This window comes from Halorubrum salsamenti (assembly GCF_007671685.1).
Taxonomy (GTDB): Archaea; Halobacteriota; Halobacteria; order Halobacteriales; family Haloferacaceae; genus Halorubrum; species Halorubrum salsamenti.
On the sequence record NZ_VCNL01000007.1, the window covers coordinates 1 to 17,125 of the forward strand.

At 67.3% G+C, this 17,125-nt stretch carries 19 protein-coding genes; 9 read left to right on the forward strand and 10 right to left on the reverse strand.

The features are described 5' to 3' along the window. Positions 1 to 325: 325 nt before the first annotated feature. The gene (locus FGL94_RS15495; protein ID WP_144927350.1) at positions 326 to 655 is read right to left on the reverse strand and encodes a non-histone chromosomal MC1 family protein; all 330 of its coding nucleotides are present in this window, start codon (positions 653 to 655) and stop codon (positions 326 to 328) included. A 292-nt stretch (positions 656 to 947) separates the two neighbouring features. Here FGL94_RS15495 and FGL94_RS15500 point away from each other — a divergent pair, with 292 nt between their 5' ends. Together FGL94_RS15500 and FGL94_RS15505 are read left to right on the forward strand one after the other, a co-directional pair. Further along, complete coding sequence (locus tag FGL94_RS15500) at positions 948 to 1,151, forward strand: AbrB/MazE/SpoVT family DNA-binding domain-containing protein (protein WP_004048031.1); 204 nt, start codon at positions 948 to 950, stop codon at positions 1,149 to 1,151. 130 nt (positions 1,152 to 1,281) lie between these two features. Beyond that, positions 1,282 to 2,337, forward strand: a complete 1,056-nt coding sequence (locus FGL94_RS15505; protein WP_144927622.1) for a quinone-dependent dihydroorotate dehydrogenase — start codon at positions 1,282 to 1,284, stop codon at positions 2,335 to 2,337. 23 nt (positions 2,338 to 2,360) lie between these two features. On the opposite strand, the gene FGL94_RS15510 is transcribed toward FGL94_RS15505, so the two are convergent. Next, entirely contained in the window at positions 2,361 to 5,024 is a 2,664-nt protein-coding gene (locus FGL94_RS15510) for a valine--tRNA ligase (protein WP_144927353.1), read from the reverse strand. Positions 5,025 to 5,107: 83 nt separating this feature from the next. Next, the gene (locus FGL94_RS15515) at positions 5,108 to 5,362 is read right to left on the reverse strand and encodes a hypothetical protein (protein WP_144927356.1); all 255 of its coding nucleotides are present in this window, start codon (positions 5,360 to 5,362) and stop codon (positions 5,108 to 5,110) included. Positions 5,363 to 5,893: 531 nt separating this feature from the next. Here FGL94_RS15515 and FGL94_RS15520 point away from each other — a divergent pair. Then, the gene (locus FGL94_RS15520; protein ID WP_144927359.1) at positions 5,894 to 6,136 is read left to right on the forward strand and encodes a ferredoxin; all 243 of its coding nucleotides are present in this window, start codon (positions 5,894 to 5,896) and stop codon (positions 6,134 to 6,136) included. Between the two features lie 474 nt (positions 6,137 to 6,610). Here FGL94_RS15520 and hemB read toward each other — a convergent pair whose 3' ends face one another. The 3 genes from hemB to FGL94_RS15530 form a co-directional block, all read right to left on the reverse strand. Next, positions 6,611 to 7,591: a porphobilinogen synthase gene (gene hemB, locus FGL94_RS15525; protein ID WP_144927362.1), complete on the reverse strand. Its 981-nt coding sequence runs from the start codon at positions 7,589 to 7,591 to the stop codon at positions 6,611 to 6,613. A 106-nt stretch (positions 7,592 to 7,697) separates the two neighbouring features. Continuing rightward, a complete protein-coding gene (locus FGL94_RS18435) occupies positions 7,698 to 7,862 on the reverse strand; it encodes a DUF6757 family protein (protein WP_008005682.1) in 165 nt (54 codons plus the stop codon). A gap of 68 nt (positions 7,863 to 7,930) precedes the next feature. After that, entirely contained in the window at positions 7,931 to 8,752 is an 822-nt protein-coding gene (locus FGL94_RS15530) for a PHP domain-containing protein (protein ID WP_144927625.1), read from the reverse strand. Between the two features lie 193 nt (positions 8,753 to 8,945). Here FGL94_RS15530 and FGL94_RS15535 point away from each other — a divergent pair, with 193 nt between their 5' ends. Beyond that, positions 8,946 to 9,230, forward strand: a complete 285-nt coding sequence (locus tag FGL94_RS15535) for a DUF5789 family protein (RefSeq protein WP_144927366.1) — start codon at positions 8,946 to 8,948, stop codon at positions 9,228 to 9,230. Between the two features lie 119 nt (positions 9,231 to 9,349). Here FGL94_RS15535 and FGL94_RS15540 read toward each other — a convergent pair whose 3' ends face one another. Then, positions 9,350 to 10,396, reverse strand: a complete 1,047-nt coding sequence (locus FGL94_RS15540; RefSeq protein WP_144927369.1) for a DUF5784 family protein — start codon at positions 10,394 to 10,396, stop codon at positions 9,350 to 9,352. 169 nt (positions 10,397 to 10,565) lie between these two features. On the opposite strand from FGL94_RS15540, the gene FGL94_RS18440 reads away from it, so the two are divergent. Continuing rightward, positions 10,566 to 10,733, forward strand: a complete 168-nt coding sequence (locus FGL94_RS18440) for a DUF5786 family protein (protein ID WP_186313433.1) — start codon at positions 10,566 to 10,568, stop codon at positions 10,731 to 10,733. Between the two features lie 86 nt (positions 10,734 to 10,819). Here the strand turns inward: FGL94_RS18440 and FGL94_RS15545 are convergent, their stop codons facing one another. Together FGL94_RS15545 and FGL94_RS15550 are read right to left on the reverse strand one after the other, a co-directional pair. After that, entirely contained in the window at positions 10,820 to 11,488 is a 669-nt protein-coding gene (locus FGL94_RS15545; RefSeq protein WP_144927372.1) for a DUF7530 family protein, read from the reverse strand. Next, positions 11,485 to 12,405 carry an NAD(P)H-binding protein gene (locus FGL94_RS15550; RefSeq protein ID WP_144927375.1) on the reverse strand — a complete coding sequence of 307 codons (921 nt, stop codon included), beginning with the start codon at positions 12,403 to 12,405 and terminating at the stop codon, positions 11,485 to 11,487. The genes FGL94_RS15545 and FGL94_RS15550 overlap by 4 nt, the downstream gene beginning before the upstream one ends. Positions 12,406 to 12,548: 143 nt before the next feature. On the opposite strand from FGL94_RS15550, the gene FGL94_RS15555 reads away from it, so the two are divergent. The 4 genes from FGL94_RS15555 to FGL94_RS15570 all read left to right on the forward strand — a co-directional run bounded on the left by FGL94_RS15555 (position 12,549) and on the right by FGL94_RS15570 (position 15,267). Further along, complete coding sequence (locus FGL94_RS15555; protein ID WP_144927377.1) at positions 12,549 to 13,469, forward strand: MBL fold metallo-hydrolase; 921 nt, start codon at positions 12,549 to 12,551, stop codon at positions 13,467 to 13,469. Positions 13,470 to 13,542: 73 nt separating this feature from the next. Beyond that, complete coding sequence (gene pspAB, locus FGL94_RS15560; protein WP_144927380.1) at positions 13,543 to 14,148, forward strand: PspA-associated protein PspAB; 606 nt, start codon at positions 13,543 to 13,545, stop codon at positions 14,146 to 14,148. Between the two features lie 4 nt (positions 14,149 to 14,152). After that, positions 14,153 to 14,638, forward strand: a complete 486-nt coding sequence (locus tag FGL94_RS15565; protein WP_144927383.1) for a hypothetical protein — start codon at positions 14,153 to 14,155, stop codon at positions 14,636 to 14,638. After that, positions 14,635 to 15,267: an IMPACT family protein gene (locus tag FGL94_RS15570; protein ID WP_144927386.1), complete on the forward strand. Its 633-nt coding sequence runs from the start codon at positions 14,635 to 14,637 to the stop codon at positions 15,265 to 15,267. The genes FGL94_RS15565 and FGL94_RS15570 overlap by 4 nt, the downstream gene beginning before the upstream one ends. Before the next feature lie 203 nt (positions 15,268 to 15,470). Here the strand turns inward: FGL94_RS15570 and FGL94_RS15575 are convergent, their stop codons facing one another. Further along, on the reverse strand, positions 15,471 to 17,081 hold the full coding sequence (locus FGL94_RS15575) for a DNA-directed DNA polymerase II small subunit (protein ID WP_144927389.1): 1,611 nt from the start codon (positions 17,079 to 17,081) through the stop codon (positions 15,471 to 15,473). Between the last annotated feature and the right edge of the window lie 44 nt (positions 17,082 to 17,125).

Here is a 17,125-nt window from a genome sequence, read left to right on the forward strand (position 1 = left end):
GACCTGGATGACACCGAACTACCACGGCTCACATCAGATTTCCTCTTACGCCGGAGCGCAGGGGGCGAAATCCTCATCTTCGCGGACTTGATTGTTTTCTTCGAGGGGTCATAAACCCATCGAAGCGTTCCAAGTCCAGCGAAACCGGGCCGAGTTGAACGGCCCGAGTTCGCAGGTGCGTTCTTCGCATTAGTCACGATGGCCGGGTTATATTTAACCCCGTCGAACTAACGGCGCCACGTCATGCGGTTTCATGCCGGGGAAGTGTGAACGAGCGGATAGCTACGCGGGCGGACACGGCGAAAAACTGGTCTGGCCTCGAAGGCTATTCGTCGTCGATGTACTCGATCCCCTGTTTCGAGACGTTCGCCTTTGTGATGTCGTCGAGATCGTTGAGCCAGAACTCGTCGTCGGCCTCGTCGACCTCGGGGGCACTGTCCTTCCAAGCCCATCCCTCGTACTCGTGAACCTTCTGCGTCCCCTTCTCGCGGAGCCGGAGCGTAACTCGCTCCGCCTCCTCTTCGGAAGGCGCGGGCTCAAGCGTGCGGGCGGCCTTGAGCGCGGCCTGACGAGGCATGTTGCCGGAGAACTCGCTCGGTTCCGATCCGTCTTCCTCTCGAAGGGCAAAGTTTCGCTTACCGTCTTCACGTACCATGGTTTATCCTCCGTGCGAACCCAACACACAGTCTGTAATAAATATATCGGGGAAATGAAAGCTGAGCTGCAAAACATTTTTATATTAACTCTACACGGGCTAGCGATTTCGGTCACTCATCGAGAGAATCCGAACGCGGTCAGCGATCGAAACGACGGTGAGAGGTTCAAAACGGGGACTCGATCGGTCTCGATACGCCGCGAGCGATACCACAGAAACGGCACCGCGGGGCCTATTCGGGTAAACAACACTTATGTGTCTGCTATGGCGAAGTCCGACCAGTACAACCGCGATGGTTCGTAAAAAGAAGCTTAGCCCCAGTGGCGCCAAGGACGACGAGGGGGAGTACCACAACGTCCACGTGAACCTCCACGAAGACGAGCTCGCCGTCGCCGGGATGGAGATCGGCGACGAAGTGTTCGTTCGGGTCCGAGACGGGAAGATAATCATCCAGAAGGCCGACTCCAGTCCCGAAGACCTCGAACACGACTTCTGAGACGGGCGTATGTCTGTCGCACTTTCTTTCCGAAGACCGAGCAGAGACGTAGAGATAATCGTGCTGCGCGCGAGGATCCCTAGCGGCGGCGGTCGGCGGATTGATGCCTGTCCGTGACGAGACCGAAACGATGGGCGCCTACGATCTGTTAAAGCCGGCGCTGTTCGGAGTTCCGCCAGAGACTGCACACAGGCTGACACACCGGCTGTTACGGGCGACACAGACGACACCGGTGGCAGATCTCCTCCGCGACCGGTTCGTCGTGGACGACCCCCGGCTGCGCGTCGAGGCGTTCGGGAATGAGTTTCCGAACCCTGTGGGCGTCGCGGCCGGGTTCGACAAGAATGCGGAGGTTCCGCGCGGCCTCGCCGCGCTGGGGTTCGGTCACGTCGAGGTCGGCGGCGTCACCGCCGAGCGACAGCCGGGGAACCCGCGACCGCGACTGTTTCGACTGCGCGAGGACGAAGCTCTGATAAACCGAATGGGATTCAACAACGAGGGAGCCGACGTCGTCGGCGAACGGCTCGACAGAGAGCCGCTACCGGCGGTTCCGGTCGGGATCAACATCGGGAAATCGAAGTCGACGCCCCTCGAGGAGGCTCCCGACGATTACCAGTACACCTACGAACGCGTCGCGGACGCGGGCGACTACTTCGTCGTCAACGTTTCGAGTCCGAACACGCCCGGGCTCCGTGAGCTCCAGAACCGCGCGGCGTTAGAGGAGATTCTCGGCGCCCTCGCGGATGCTGGTGCCGAACCCCTCCTGGTGAAGCTGTCCCCGGATCTCCCGGAGCCGGCCGTCGAGGACGCGCTCGGAGTCGTCGACGATCTCGGCCTCGACGGTGTCATCGCGACCAACACCACGACCTCTCGGCCGAACTCCCTGAAAAGTCCCCAGCAAGCCGAGCGCGGCGGGCTCTCGGGAAAGCCGATAGAGTCGATCGCCACGGAGCGGATCCGGTTCGTCGCCGAACGCACCGACGTTCCGGTGATCGGCGTCGGGGGGATCTCGGACGCGAAAGGCGCCTACGAGAAGATCCGGGCGGGCGCGTCCGTCGTGCAGTTGTACACGGGGCTCGTCTATGAGGGACCCGGCATCGCGCATGACATCAACGAAGGAATCCTCGATCTGCTCGATCGCGACGGCTTCGACTCGGTCGAGGCCGCCGTCGGCGCGGATCTGTAGCCGGACTGCGCCGAAACGACGTTCTACGCTTCGTTGCGGACGATGACGACCACGTCGTCCGCCTCCAACAGCTCGCCGTCGCCCTGGTACTGTCGCTCTTCCTCAACCGCGAACTCCTCGTCGACGAGCGTGATGCCCGCGAGGTGAAGCTCGTCGCCGTCGATCTCGTACTCGCCCTGCGCAATCGCCGCCTCGATATCCCCGACCCGGTCGCCGTACTTCGGGCCGACCGTCGCGTAGTCGAGGTCGATCCCGGTGACGACCGTTTCGACCGGAGCGTCCTCGTCGGGGTTGACGGTGAGGTCGGCGACGTGCATCACGCCCGTGATGTCGTCCTCGAACCCGCGGACGTCGGCGTACACCTCGACCGCGTCCAGCTCGGCGTTGAGCGGGAGTTGGCTCTCGCTTTTGTACTTCCGGAGGACGCCGACGACGGCGGTGGCGGCCGTGCCCGCGTCCCGGTCGGCGTCGATCCCGAGCGGCTCGGGCCAGTCGGCGAGGTGGATCGAGTCACGCGCGCCGTCGGCGACGGCGGCGTCGACCGCGTCGGGGTCGCTCGCCCCGTCGGCGTACATGTCGTGCCACAGCTCCTCGGTGACGTGGGCGAGAAGCGGGGCGAACAGCTTCAGGAACCGCCGGTGGGCGGTCCGGAGCGTGTACGCCGCGGCCTCGTCCTCGCGCTGTTTGGCGATCTCGAGGTAGTCGTCACAGAACGTGTTCCAGAAGAAGCTCCGGAGCTCGTCGCGGGCCTTCGAGAACGCGCGGTCCTCGAACAGCCCGGTGAGCCGCTCGATCTCGCCGTCGAGCTCGGCGAGCAGCCAGCGGTCGAGCTCCCGGAGGTCTTCGTCGTCGGGCTCGTCCGGGTACGGCTCCGGCGCGAGCGACTCGACGAGCTTGGAGGCGTTCCACAGCTTGCGGATCAGCTTCTCGCCCGCGCGGAGGTCCTTCTCCTTGAACGGGAAGTCGTCGCCGACGGCGGTGCCGGCGGCCCAGTAGCGCGTGGCGTCGACCGGGAACTCCTCGAGCACGGTCTCGGGCTCGACGACGTTGCCGACGGACTTCGACATCTTCTCGCGGTTCTCGTCGAGGACGTGCCCGTTGATCATCGTCTCCTCGAACGGGACCTCGCCGGTGTGCTCGTAGCACTTGACGAGCGTGTGGAACAGCCAGAAGCTGATGATGTCGTGGCCCTGCGGGCGGAGGTCGAACCGGTACAGCTCCGGGTGCTCCATGGTGAACTCCTCGGCCTCCCCGTCCCAGTCCCAACCGGCGTTGATGAGCGGCGTCAGGCTAGAGGTGGCCCACGTGTCGAGCACGTCGTTTTCCGGTTCGAACTCGTCGTGGCCGCACTCGGGGCACGCGTCGACCGGCGGATCGTCCGAAAGCGGGTCGACGGGGAGGTCGGCCTTCTCGGCGACGACGACCTCGCCGCAGCCCTCGCAGTACCACACGGGGAACGGGATGCCGGAAGAGCGTTGCCGGGAGATGAGCCAGTCCCACTGCAGCCCCTCGACCCAGTGTTCGTACCGGCTGAACATCTTGTCCGGGGACCACTCCATCTCCCGACCGATCTCGAGATACTCGTCGGTCTTGTCGAGCATCTCGATGTACCACTGCTCGGTGACGAGGAACTCGACGCTCGTCCCGCAGCGCTCGTGGACGTTGACGGTATGGGTGATGTCGCGCCGGTCGAGCAGCGCGCCCGCGTCGTCGAGGTCCTCGACGATGGCCTCGCCGGCCGCCGAGGAGTGCAGTCCCTCGTACTCCTCGGCGACGTCGGTCATGTGACCGGACTCGTCGATGGCGACCCGGAGGTCCAGGTCGTGGACCTGGTACCACTCGATGTCGTTCTGGTCGCCGAACGTACAGCACATCACGATGCCGGAGCCGGTCTCCATGTCGACGCGCTCGTCGGCGATGATCGGGACCTCGTGGCCGAACAGCGGGACCTCGGCGGACTCGCCGACCAAGTGTTGGTTCTCGTCGTCGTCTGGGTGGACGAAGACGGCGACGCAGGCCGGGAGGAGCTCCGGGCGGGTCGTCGAGATGACGAACTCCTCGTCGTCGTCGGAAGCGACCGGGAACGCGATGTCGTTGAAGTGGCTGGCCTGCTCGTCGTCCTCGGTCTCGACCTGCGAGATGGCGGTCTCGCACTCGGGACACCAGATCGCGGGCGCCTTCTCGCGGTACTCGCGGCCCTGCTCGTACAGGTCGACGAACGACAGCTGGGAGACGCGCTGGACGCGCGGCTCGATGGTCTGGTACGTGTGGTCCCAGTCGACGGAGACGCCGAGCGACTGGACGTTCTCGGTGAACTGCTCCTCGTACTGCGCGCAGACCTCGCGGCATTTCGCCTGGAACTCGCGGCGCTCGAAGTCCTGATGGCGGATGTCGAGCTCGTCCTCGGTGAGCCGCTCGGAGGCGATCCCGTTGTCGTCGTAGCCGAACGGGAAGAACGTCTCCCCGCCGTTCATGCGCTCGAAGCGCGCGACGAAGTCCTGAAGGGTGAAGCCGTACAGGTGGCCCATGTGGAGGCTCCCCGATACCGTCGGCGGGGGCGTGTCGATGGAGAAGACGGTGTTCGGGTCGACCGGGTCGTCGTCGGGGTAGGCGTACGTCTCCTCGTCGACCCATCGCCGCTGCCACCGCGGCTCGACGGTGTCGGGGTCGTACTCACCACTGGGCATTTCACGCTCACGTTCCCCCGGTTCCCCCTTAACGGCCTCGGTTGTGTGGGGCGCGCGCTACGCCGCGTCGTCCGCCTCGGAACTCACACCACGTCGTCGAGGTCGTGCTCGGCGGCCATCTTCGACGCTTCCGCGGCGAACCGCTCGACCTCGTCGGCCGGGCTCTCACCGAGCGCGCTCTCGTCGACGTCGCGGCCGGCGGTGATCCCGTCGCCAGTGACGAGCCGCTGTTCGGCCAGTTCCTTCGTGTGCATGCGCTCGCCGTCCTCCGTGGCGTAGGTGAGCCGCACGAGCCCCTTCGAGTCGAACTGTCGGTCGACGAGCCAGACCGTGGTCATACGCGGCGATGGGTGCCTGCGACGCTTAAAAAGGACGGTCGACACGAGGCGACGGCGGACGGAGCGCCAAGCGACGGCGTTCGATCTCGGCGATCGCGGTTGGCGCGCGCCTCCGAGTGGCCGACAGGCCGCGAGGAGCGCCGCGCGAGGGACGCGGCGAACGCGAGCCGTGAGCCGCGAGGTTGGGGAGGTGTGAGGTGCGGTTGCGGTGCGGTCGGTGGGACTCAAAGGGGCAGCCGAGAGGACGGCACAGGCGATGTAAGCACCGCAACGAGGGAGCGAACAACGTGAGCGACCGAGTGAGGCGCGCAGCGAGCGTGCGCCGTCCTCCCGGCTGGGGCTTTGCAAGTCGTCACCGTCGATCCGTCGGCAACTATTTATAAGCGAGCGGCCGGGACCTCGGAGAGAGTCATTTACTAGACGACATCTCGTCAGCGATCGTATCGACCCGCAACCGATCAGTCACCCGGTTCAGTCGATCCACAGTAAGCCGTCGCCAGCGCTTTGTACCGCGTCGTCAAACCCGAAGGCATGCACGTGAAGTTCGACCGCGACACCTGCGTCGGGATGTACCAGTGCGTCGCCGAGTGGGACGCCTTCGAGAAGAACCTGAACGACGGGAAGGCCGACCTGCGGGGAAGCGAAGAAGAGGAGGAGGACGTGTTCGTAGTCGACGTGCCCGACGGCGAGGAGTTCGACGCGAAGTTCGCGGCGCGGGTCTGCCCGGTCGACGCCATCGAGGTGTACGACGACGACGGCGAGCAGATGGTCTGATAGGACTTGACGGTAATTGCCTCCAAAGACCCAGCCGCTTGCTTATAAATCGTTGACACCGGATCGACGGCGAATACCGCCAAAGCCCCAGCCGCTCGGCAGTACGTGATCGACTGCTCCGCGGTGAAGGCCTCCAAAGCCCCAGCCGCGACGGCTCGTGTGACTCGCTGCGCTCCTCGTCACTCGCTCCGCTCGTTCCTGCGGTGCTTGCGTCGTCAAGCGTCGCCCTCGCGGCTGCCCCTTTGAGTCCCGCCCCGCACCGCAACCGCAACCGCAGCCTCACGCCTCCCCAGCCTCGCGGCTCACGGCTTCGCCGCTCGCGTTCGCCGCGTCCCTCGCACCGGCGTCGCCGGCGCGACGCGCCGGCTGACAGAGGGACCGAAGGCCCCTCGCTGTTCGCGGCCCTCCGAGCCGCTCACCGGGGCGCGCCGAAGTGACTAATTAGCAAGAGCGCCGATCACCACCCGCGCCGACTTATAAGCGCTCGGCCAGGTCCTCGGCGAAGTACGTGACGATCAGGTCCGCGCCCGCGCGCTTGAGCGACAGCAGCGACTCGTGAGCGGTCTCCTCCAAGTCGAGCCAGCCCTTCTCCGCGGCCGCGTGCAACATCGCGTACTCGCCGGAGACGTTGTACGCGGCGATCGGGTGGTCGAACTCCCGTCGGAGGTCGCCGACGATGTCGAGGTAGGGGAGGCCGGGCTTCACCATCAGCACGTCCGCGCCCTCCTCGGCGTCGATCCGGGCCTCGCGGAGCGCCTCGCGGCGGTTCGCGGGGTCCATCTGGTAGTGCCGGCGGTCGCCGAACGCGGGCGCGCCGTCGGCCGCGTCGCGGAAGGGCCCGTAGAAGGCGGACTCGTACTTGACGGCGTAGCTCATCAGCGCCACCTCCTCGTGGCCCGCGTCGTCGAGCGCCTCGCGGATCGCCCGCACCTGTCCGTCCGTCATCGCGGAGGGGGCCACCATGTCCGCGCCCGCGTCCGCCTGCGAGACGGCGGTCTCGGCGAGCAGCTCCAGCGTCTCGTCGTTTTTCACCGTGAGCGTCGGGTCCGTCTCCGCCGACTCCTCGATCACGCCGCAGTGGCCGTGGTCGGTGTACTCACAGAGGCAGACGTCGCCGATCACGTAGGCGTCGGTCTCGGCGGTGATCCGGCTGATCGCGCGCTGGACGACGCCGTCCTCGGCGTACGCGCGGGTGCCTTCAGAGTCCTTCGACTCCGGGATCCCGAAGACGATGACCGCCTCGACGCCGGTCTCGCGGACCTCCTCGACGCGGGCGACCGCCTCGCTCACGGGGACTCGCTGGTGGCCCGGCATCGTCTCGATCGGCACGCGCTCGTCGGTCGTCGCGTCGACGAAGACGGGCGCGACGAGGTCCGACGCCGACAGCGACGTCTCGCTGACGAGCGGGCGGACGCCGTCGGTGCGGAGCCGCCGCGGCCGGTCCGTTGGGTGCATGCCCGAGCGTTGGCTCCGGGGCGCCTTCTATGATCCGTCCGCGGCGAACGGGCAAATCGGCGAATAAGGGGGGACGAGGGGATCGACAGTCCGTTCCGGTCGACGGCTACTCGGACGATTCGATGTCGATCTTGTCGCGGAGCGAGGCGAGCTCGTCGGACTCGGCGAGCTCCTCGACGCGCGCCTTGAAGTGCTCCTCGCAGAGCCCGACGACCACGCCGCTCTGCTCGGCCTCGTAGGTGGCCTCCCGTTCGCAGTAGTGACACCGCATACGTCACACTCAGTGGCCATCGGGCTTAACCTTGTTCGTCGATCGGGAAGGTCGGGAACCTCGACCCGTTAGGGCGCGTCGGGGCGGAGGTCGGGATCGGGCTCCGGCAGTCGCTCTCGGATCGGCTCGAACGCCGCCGCCGTCAGCCCCGCCTCGGCGAGAGTGCGCTCGTGCGCGTCGGTGCCGCCCGTCAGCAGGAGATCGCTCTCGGCGGCCACCCGTTCGACTCGCGCGTCGTCGACCGCCCGCTCGTAGGGATAGAACCGCTCCACCGCGTCCAGATCGCGGGCCACGTCGAGGGCGGCGTCCACGTCGTCGTACCGGAAGGGATGCGCGAGCCCGACGACCGCGCAGGCGTCCCGAAGCAGTTCGGCGCCGCGCTCCAGTTCCGTCACCTCGCGCGCGACGTAGCAGGGACCGTCGTTCCCGATCAGCTCGTCGAAGGCGCCCGCGTAGTCGTACGGCGCCGGCGACTCGTCGATCGCGCGGGCGATGTGCGGGCGCCCGAGTCCGGGACGGGGCTCGACGTCGAGATCGACCCCGAGTCGGTCCTCGACCGCGTCGAGGATCGCGGCCCCGCGTTGCTCGCGGTCGGTCTGGAGCCGCTCTATCTCGTCGTCGAGCGCGTCGGTGTGTTCGACCCCGTAGCCGAGGAGGTCGAGCCGCTCGAAGCCGGCGTCGACGCGGAGTTCGATCCCGCGAACGACCCGGACCCCGTCGCGCTCGACGACCGGCGCGCCCACGTCCGGGTGCACGCGATCGTGGTCGGTGATCGCGACCCAATCGAGGCCGGCCTCGCGGGCGACGTCGACGAGCTCGTCGGCCGTCATAGTGCCGTCGGAGACCGTCGTGTGCGCGTGGAGGTCGGCGACGATCCGGTCCGTGTCCATGTCGGTCGTTCGGCGACGGCGCACTAAGCGTCGGCGGTCGAGCGGCGGTTGGTCGAAAGGCGGTTGGCCGACCGGCGGTTGGTCGTCGTCGATCATGATAACAACCGACAATATAAGGAAATAAAATGTGATTCTCCGGATTAAGGTTATACATGGACAATCATTAAGGATCATCGGCGGCTCGCAGTAGTTGATGCGCTTGAACGGCGTCGACGACCGACTCGAACGGCACCAATATCCGACGACCTCGGAAGAACTGATCGCGGCCCACGGGAACGCGACCGTAGAGCTCGCCGACGGCTCCGAGCGTCTCGGAGACGTGCTGGAGCGGTTCGGTGACCAGACGTTCGACAACGTGGAGGACGTGTTCACCACGCTCCGCGCGGGCGTCTGCCATCGCGGAGTCGGTCGGCGGTTCTACTCGGACCGCGACCCGACGACCGACGCCGACGACGGACCGTCGCCGGTCTCGTTCTGAACGAGCGGCGGAGACGACACCTCGTTTTACGAGCGGCTCAGCCCGACAGCGGCGCGCCTGTCGGAGTGTCGTGCGATGAAAACGCCGAGAGATCTTCGTGGCGGCCCGTTACCGGTCGGTTAGACCCAGTCGATCGCGGCGGACAGATCGAGCGGCACCGACCCTTTCCGGTACCCTTCGACGTGCCCGTTCGGGCGCGCACGGAGGACGACCGCCGGCCTGTGTCGGACCTCCGGTCGCGCCTCGCGGACGGCCTCCCAGTCGTCCGCGGGAAAGGAGGTGCAGTCCACGAAGAGGGTGACGCCGCCGCCGTGAGCCTCTAGCTGTCCGCTCGTCTTCGTCTCGGCCGTGTCGCGAACCGCTGCGACGGGGTCGCTCGCGGAGCGCCCGGAGACGGGTTGCGGGCGCGTCACCTCGACCAGCGAGGCCGCCCCGGTGTCCGGGTCCGTCGCGCGGTAATCGAGCGAGTGACCCGTCGTCACCTCGATCTCGGGAGTCACCTCGTAGCCGGCCTCGGTCAGGATCCGGGCCGCCGTGAACTCCGCGATCGCGGCGCTCATCCGGACCAGATCGAGCGACGCCGAAGTCCCGAGCTTCCCCGCCATCACCTCGCGGTGGTCGTCGAGCGTTCCCGGGCGGAGCGTCTCCTCGACGAACCCGGTCCCTTCCTCGCGGGTCGCGTTCGGGAACCCGGCCGCGTGGTCGCGGAAGAACGCCCGCGTCGTCTCGGCGCCGTCCTTCGAGCAGAACACCGGGAGGAAGAACCACGAGACGTGCGGATACGCCGCGAGCCACGGCTCGTCGTCGTGAAGCCCCGCGAGCAGTTCCCGCTGGACCCACCGGGCGACCGGGTAGGGGACCTCGTCGAACCCGTACTTGTCCGTCCGCCAGAGCTGGCTCGGTGTCTCAGTGTTGCCGACCCAGTACCCGACCGGGCCGCCGTCGGCGCCGTCCGGCGGGTCGTCGTCGCCGTCCGTCCAGCAGAACAGCGCGAACGAGCCGTCGTCCATGTCGAACCGTCGGGCCTCGTAGCCGGGGGGCGAGGCGAACCACGGGTCGCTCGCGGTCGCCCCGAGGTTGTCGTCGAGGGGGCGTTCGAGCTGCGAGCGGACGCGATCGGCGCTCCAGTCGCCGGGCGCGCGCCTGAATCGGAGGGGTTGTGCCACGGCGGTGCTACCGCACGGCGGGGTTAATTGGTTCCGGTGGATCAGACATCGCCACGACCGTGTCGCCGGGCAGATCCCCGCCGTTATCATCCGCCAACCGTCTCGAATATCGGATGTTTCACCGACACATATAATACTGATAGATTCCAAGCTAGAGTGTACCATGTCAATGGGTGCCTATGACGAGGCCGAACACGAGCGTCGCGAGAAGAAGACCAGCGAAGTCGACGCCGACTTCGACGCCGAGCGGCCGGAGTACTCCGGATCGCTCACGTACGATTCGGGCGACTCCACGGAGGCACTCCTCGACAAGTTCCAAGAGCTGCAGGATAAGTGAACCGGCTGCTCGTCCCCTTCTTCTCCGATCCGATTGGTCTCGTGAACCAGATCGACAGTCGTCGTTGAGCCGCGACGATACCGCTCTCAAGACAGGGCGATCGCCGCGGAACAGACGATCGCGACCGCGAGAACGTGTCCGACGACCGCCCCGAGCAGGGCCGGTTCCTCAAGCAGGAACGGGACGAGCGCCAGTTGGACCGCCGAGAACGCGATGTTCTCCGCGTCGAGCCGCCTGACGCGGGATGTCGCCGCCGGAGGGAGGTCCACGTGGACCGCGCGCCACAGCGCGATGACCGCGCTCCACCACGAGGTGCCGATCCGGTAGGTGAGGTCCCAGAGGATCAACAGCGTGAGGTAGACGACCGGGATCGGCGGGTTCGAACCGAACAGCCGATAGATCAGCGAGCCGTCCCACGCGATCATGTACGTGACCAGAGCGATGAACGCCAGCACGCCGAGGACGATTTCGATGCTCGATCCGAACAGCAGGCGCTTGTGCGCCGCCGGCGTCGGGAGCCGGCGGTTGATCGCACCGAGGCGGTGCATCTCGACGCTGCCGACGGCCGCCACCGCGACGGCGACGGTTCCGGCGAGGACCGCGTCCCACAGTCCGTAGTACCAGCCGAGCGCCACCACGCCGACCTCGAACAGGACGAACTGGATCGCGACCGCGAGCGTCCGAGAGATCCCGAGTCCGGGAATGCCGCCGACGAGGCTCTCGTACACCCACGTCTCGCCGTAGTTGCGGCTCACGACCGCGGCCCCTCCAACCGATCCATCTCGTCGATCGCCCGCGCGACCGCGACCTCGAACGGCGTCTGGTCGATCGGCACGAGGTCGCGGATCCGGTCGTCCTCGACGATCACGGTGTTGCGGAGCCCCTCGACGAGCGACCGGGCGAGGTAGGGGTTCACGTCGGTCACGAGCCGAAGCCACTTCGCCGACAGCTCCGGGCTCAGGACCGGAACCCGGATTATCCACAGTTTGTGACCGAGTTGGCTGCGGGTTCTCCGGAGGATCTCCGCGTACGTCAACACGTTCGGGCCGCCGATCTCGAAGGTGTCGCCGGCGGTCGCCGGCGCTTCGACCGTCCCGACGAGATACCCGACCACGTCGTCGATCGCGATCGGCTGACAGAGGGTGTCGACCCACTTCGGCGTGGTCATCACCGGAAGTCGGCTCGCGAGCCCGTGAATCACCTCGAAGCTCGCGCTGCCGGCGCCGACGATGATCGCCGCCCGCAGCGTCGTGAGCGCGGGGTCGCCGGTGCCGAGGATCCGTTCGACCTCGCGGCGGGACCTGAGGTGTTCGGAGAGGTCCTCGCGGTCCTCGCCGAGTCCGCCGAGATAGATGATCCGGTCGGTGGCCGCGGCCGACGCCGCCTCGACGAAGTTCCGGGCGCAGTTGCGGTCCCGCTCCTCGTAACCCGGACCGCCGTCCATCGAGTGGACGAGGTAGTAGGCGGCGTCGACGGGGTCGCCGTCGACCTCGAACGCGGGCGGTAGGGTGTCGGGTTCGAGGAGGTCGCCCTCGACGACGCGAACCCCCGCGGGCGGGACGTAGCCGTCGGCGTCGCGGACGAGCGCGACCGCCTCGTGGCCCCGGTCGAGGAGCGCCGGGATGAGCCGACTGCCGACGAATCCCGTGGCGCCGGTAACGAGCACGCGCATACGGATCCCACGGACGGGGCGACCATAAGGGTCCGCCACGCCGATACGGTCGGTCGCGGCGAGTGGCTGCGGTCGCGGCGGATCCCTCGAACCACTTCGTCCCGACCGATCGTTAAAAGGCGTCGCGCGTGAGTCGTGACCACATGCACGCAGGCGAGTTCGAGGCGGTTCGCGGGGTGCCGGACCTGTACGTTCACGACACCGGGATGTACGACACCGACGAGTACGGGGCCGTGTACGTGTACGACGCCGAGCGACCGATCGTGATCGACACCGGGACGGGGGCGAAGCGCGAGTCGCTGTTCGAGACGATAGACGATATCGGGATCGGCCGCGAGGAGCTGGCGTGGATCCTCCCGACGCACGCCCATCTCGACCACGCGGGCGGCGCGGGCCACCTCGCGGAACGCTATCCGAACGCCGAGGTCCGTCTCCCCGAGAAGGGAGTCCGGCACCTCGTCGATCCGGGGGCGCTCGTCGCCGGCACGAAGTCCGCCGTGCAGGATCAGTGGCAGTACTACGACGAGCCCGTGCCCGTCCCCGAGGACCGCATCGCTGGACTCGCCGAGGGCGACCGGATCGATCTGGGTGACCGCGAACTTGTCGTCCACGAGGCGCCCGGACACGCCCCGCATCACGCGTTCTATCACGAGCCCGACGCCGACGTCGTCTTCACCGCCGACGCCGCCGGGATCTACGTCCCGGAGGTCGACAGGGTCCGTCCCACGTCGCCGCCGCCGCAGTTCGATCTCGACCAGTGTCTCAGAGACCTCTCGACCATCGAGGAGATCGACCCGGAGTACCTCTGTTTCGGCCACTTCGGCCCGCGCGAGTACGAGCCGTCGCTGATCGGCGAGGCGAAACGGGCGTACGTCGAGTGGGTCGAAGCCGTCCGAGAGAAACGCGAGGCGCTCGGCGACGACGAGGCCGTCGTCGAGCACTTCGAGGAGACGAGCCGGGAGGTGGAGTTCTGGAACCCGGAGCGCGCGAGGGCCGACGCGAGCCTGAACTCCCGTGGCGTGTTGACGTATCTCGATCGGGTCGAGGAGGGGTCTGAGGAGTAGCGCCGACAACGCGGGGGCTGCTGCAGTCACGACGGAAACCCCAAAACCCCGCGCCGCCTAGCCGTGCCTATAAATGGGCATCTTCGACACGATCCGCGCCGTGCTCGGAACGAGCGCCGAGACGGACGCGACCCGCGAGGCCGACCCCGAGGACCTCTTCGGGATGTCGACCGCGTACATGACGATGGAGGCCGACCTCGGCTACGACCACTGCGGGGAGGCCGCGCTGTGCTTCTCCGGCGTCGACAGCACCCGGTTCGACGACGCGGTCGAGACCGTCGAGGCCATCTTGGAGGCCGGCGAGATCGACACCGGAACCGGGTTCCATCGACACGAGGACGACCACGGCTACCAGTGGTTCGTGCTGGAGGACGACGATCCGGAAGACCTGGTGACGAGCGTCCACTTCGCGGCCGACCAGTTCATCGAAGAGGGGTTCGGCTCCCGCCTGCTTGCGGCCGTCTTCGGCTTCGAGCGGGACGGCACCGACGCCTACTGGATCTACTCGTTCCGGCGCGGCGCGTACTACCCGTTCTCCCCGAAGGGGACGAGCGACCGGAACCAGCAGGTCGAGTTCAAGCTCCAGTCCGTCCTCGACGGGGAGCTCGGGCTCGAGGACGACGAATCCTACTGGTACCCGCTGTGGCCCGACGCGCCGGGGAACCGCCCGTGGGAGTGAATCGATGAGGGCGACCGAGAGCGATGCGGACCGCTCGTACGCCGGGCGCGATACGACGCGAAAGCGCCTCCTCCGGGCAGTGGCCGCACAGACCGCGGCGCTGAGCGCGACCGTCCACTTCCTGTGGGCGTGGCCGCGGCTCGTCGAACCCGCGGACGCGCGTCCCTACGTGTTCCTGCTCGGTGGCGTGTTCACCGTCGCGATCGCAGTCGCGACGCTGCGCGCGGAGGAGTTCCGACGGCTGTACGCGCTGGGCGCCGGGACCCTCGCCGCGTTCCTCGTCGGCTACGCGGGGTGGCACGGGAGCGAGACGGCGGCCGCGCTCGCGATCGATCCGCTGGCGATCGTCGGGAAAGGCGCAGAGGTCGTCGGCGTCGTCGCGTTCCTCGCGCTGTACCGGCTCGCGCCGCCGACGAGCGTCGTGGTCGATCGACGGAAGGAGACCGAGAGCGACGGCGAAACGACCGAAGACCGAGACGCGCGCGCATGACCGAGACCTACCTGACGGTCGAGGAGTCCGCGACGGCGACGTTCGAGGTGCAGGGCTCGGAGTTCCTCGGGCACGTCTCGCCGGCGGACACCGTAGAGGCGGCCGAGGAGTTCGTCGATCGCGTCCGGGCCGAGTACGACGACGCGACCCACAACGTGCCGGCGTACCGGGTACCCGCGGGCGAAGCCTCTGCCCGGACGCCTGGTAGCGAAGTCATGCTCCGAGAGTACTCCTCCGACGACGGGGAGCCGACCGGCTCAGCGGGGAAGCCGGCCCTCAACGTGCTCCAACAGCGCGAGATCCGGAACGTCGTCGCGGTGGTGACCCGGTACTACGGGGGGACGAACCTCGGCGTCGGCGGGCTCGCGCGCGCCTACTCGCGGGCGGTGAAAGAGGGAGTAGACGAGGCGGGCGTGATCGAGGAGCAGCCCCACCGGCGGCTGGTCGTGGAGACAGCGTACGACGACTCGGGGACCGTTCGGGGCGTGATCGAATCGTCGGGCGTCGAGTTCGACGCCGACTACGACGAGCGCGTGCGGTTCGCGCTTCGGGTTCCCGTGGCCGAAGCGGAGGCACTCGTGGAGCGACTCAACAGCGCCACAAGCGGTCGGGTCGAAATCGACCGGTAGTCGATCTGTATTGGCGGTCGATGGCGAGGGCGTCGATGGCGAACAGGCGACGCGCGGCTTCGGGTTGGGTCCGGTTGCCCGCGGCGGTGCGTCGCGCTCCCGCCCAGTGCGCCGCGGGCGACGGTCAGGTCACGGCGGGACTGGCGGCGGAATCGTACTTCAACCGTCGGGCGTATCGCGGGAGGTCGGTGAAAGTCGGGGCGCTACGCGAACTTCCTGACGGTCATCTCGAGGGTGTCCAGATCGAGAATCGGCGCGTAGCCGGCGTCGGGGTCGATGTTGACGGACTTCTGGAAGTCGGTCTGAGCCTGCCAGCAGCCGGAGTTGACGGCGAGGACGTTGTGGTACTTCCCCCAGCCGAGCTTGTGGACGTGTCCGGTGTGGAACACGTCGGGCACGTCCTCGATGACGAGGTAGTCGCGCTCCTCCGGCGCGACGCGGGTGTGGCCGCCGAACTGCGGCGCGACGTGGCGCTTCTTCAACAGCTGGTACATCGCCTTGTGTGGCTCGTCGTAGCTCGCCTTCTCCTCGGGGAGCTCCGCGATCACCTCGTCGAGCGAGACGCCGTGGTACATCAACACGTCGACGCCCTCGACGGTGACGGTCGCCGGGTTAGAGACGATCTGCGCGTCGTGGACGTCCATGATCGAGCGGATCTCGTCGTTGAACCCGGGCTGCGGTTCCGCGAGCCGGACCGCGTCGTGGTTGCCCGGGATCATCACGATCTCCGTGTCCGCCGGCACCTCCTTGAGGTGCTCCGCGAACACCTCGTACTGTTCGTAGATGTCGACGATCTCCAGCTCCTCGTCCTGGTCGGGGTAGACGCCGACGCCCTCGACCATGTCGCCGGCGAGCAGCAGGTACTCGATCGGCTCGGCCTCGGGCGTGTGGAGCCAGTCGGTGAACCGGCTCCACGCGTCGGCCATGAACTCGTCGCTGCCGACGTGAACGTCGGAGATCAGCGCGGCCTGCACGTGGCGGTCGGCCGCCCCGGTCCGGTGGGTCCGAGGAACGTCGGGGAAGTGGAGGGAGTCGGCGAAGAGGATACCGGAGTCGTCGGCGAGCGTCCCCTCGACAGCGAGACACTCGTCCATCAGGATCTCGTCGACGAGGTCGGCGAGCCCCTTGTCCTTCATGATCAGCGCCGGGAACGTCCCGGTCGTGTCCTCCAGTTCGACGAGCCAGTGGCCGGACTTGGTGGACCGGACGTCGTTGACGAGCCCGATCATCGCGGCGTCGCTCCCGCCGGGCATCTCCGCGATCGCCTCGGCGGGGCGGTGGTTGACGCGGCCGCGGAGCACCTTCGAAAGCCGCTCGTAACGGTCGCGAAACGTCCGAACGAAATCGGCATACTCTCCGGTCCCGGTGCTCCGGCCGGTCATGTCGTTGCCGACCGCTAACTCCCGCAGATCGGGGTCGTGATGGGGGGCGCTGTCGGCGGTGTTGTCGGAGTCGGATCCGCGGTCTGAAGAAGACCCCTCCATTTCGACTGGAGATTGGGTCGTCGAGGCCGCAGAAGCCGATTCGTCGCTATTTCGGGTTGGAGGCGATTCGTGGGTCGAACGGGAGCCGGAATCGGTGGCGTCGCCACCGGAGGCGTTCGTATCGGTGTCGGAAACGGGGTGGTCGTTCGTGACGGCGCGGACGTGGTCGGAGGTGATACGGAGGGTATCGTCCGGAGCGTGATCGACGACCGATTCGACGGCAACGGCGGAGTCGGACGCGCTCGCTAGGAGGGTGATCGCTTCGCGTTCGGCGTTGTATCCGTGTCTGGCGAGCTCCTTTGCGATCCTGGCGTTCGACTCCAGCGGCACGACATCCGAGATGGGAGCGCGGCTCAAAACGGTTCCGGACCCCG